At 26.1% G+C, this 1330-nt stretch carries 2 protein-coding genes; both read left to right on the top strand.

The window, feature by feature from the left end:
- Positions 1-122 precede the first annotated feature (122 nt).
- Entirely contained in the window at positions 123-563 is a 441-nt protein-coding gene (locus BUA77_RS13265; RefSeq protein WP_072891080.1) for an ImmA/IrrE family metallo-endopeptidase, read from the top strand.
- A gap of 100 nt (positions 564-663) precedes the next feature.
- The gene (locus BUA77_RS13260; protein WP_072891078.1) at positions 664-1224 is read left to right on the top strand and encodes a PH domain-containing protein; all 561 of its coding nucleotides are present in this window, start codon (positions 664-666) and stop codon (positions 1222-1224) included.
- Positions 1225-1330 lie beyond the last annotated feature (106 nt).

Here is a 1330-nt window from a genome sequence, read left to right as displayed (position 1 = left end):
AATGTATATATACCCAAAATGGGGGAAACTTAGCCATTTCTATAAATTTAAATGTAGTATTTATGCGAGTTGTAGAGTTCTGCAACGAGCTAAAAACAGATAATGACTAGGGGGAGCTATTTTTGAAACGAATAGACATACGAGTTAAAAATTTAGTAAAAAAATATGGTACTCGAGACCCTGAACAAATAGCAAAAGAAATGGGGCTAATAATCAAATATAAATCTTATAACGATTATACAAAAGGGTTTTACATAAATGTAAAAAGAAATAAATTTATAGTAATTAACTCTAATTTAGATGAATGTTCTAAAAGAATAGTTTTAGCTCATGAGCTAGGACATGCTATGCTTCATTCATCTAAAGAAGTTCATTTTATTCGTGAAAATACACTTTTCCCTAGGGGAAAAATTGAAAATGAAGCTAATAAATTTGCAGCAGAATTGCTTATTGATGATGATATTTTTAATAATTATCCAGATTACTTTACAATAGAGCAAATCGCTGCTGCTGAAAATGTACATAGTGAATTGTTAAAACTTAAATTTAATATAAATATTTGAGTGTTTTTTTGATTTTATAAGGAATTTTTTGTTATAATATAAAAGAATATACATTTTTACAATTAATATATATATATTGTATTTATAAGGAGGTTTTTGTATGCCAACATTAGAAGAAATAAAAAATCAACTACAAATGCTTGATACTTCAAGTAAATTACTTGGGAAAAAAGAAATAAAAGAATTACCTAAGATATTGTGGGAAGATGAAAAAATAGAAAAACTTGTACAGGGTATGTATAATAATAATATAGGTATTCTTGTTGCAACTAATAAAAGACTTATTTTTGTAGACAAAAGTTTCTTCGGATTAAAAGTAGAAGACTTCCCATATGATAAAATAAGTTCTATACAGTATGAAACTAGCATTATGCAAGGTAGTATAACTATATTTGCTTCAGGAAATAAAGCTGAGATTAAACATATAATGAAAGATCAAGTTAGGAATTTTGCTGAATATGTTAGAGCTAGAATTACAAAAACAAATAAATCAACTAATGAAAATCAATCTAATGTTAACACGAATAATCAAAACAATATAGATATTTATGATGAAATTATAAGCAGGCTTGAAAAATTAGGCAAATTAAAAGAGCAAGGTATTTTGACAGAAGAAGAATTTTTAGAGCAAAAAAATAATATATTAGCTTTAAGCAAATAATAAATAACATAAAAAGAACAAAATATCACTTCGTGATACTCTCAGATGAGTAGCAGAGCTACTCATCTGTATTTTTTGAAACTAATTCACCATTACATTTTGGACA

Origin of the sequence: Tepidibacter formicigenes DSM 15518, assembly GCF_900142235.1 — a bacterium.
In the GTDB taxonomy this organism is placed as follows: Bacteria; Bacillota; Clostridia; order Peptostreptococcales; family Peptostreptococcaceae; genus Tepidibacter; species Tepidibacter formicigenes.
This window is presented reverse-complemented; position numbering and strand designations above follow the sequence as displayed.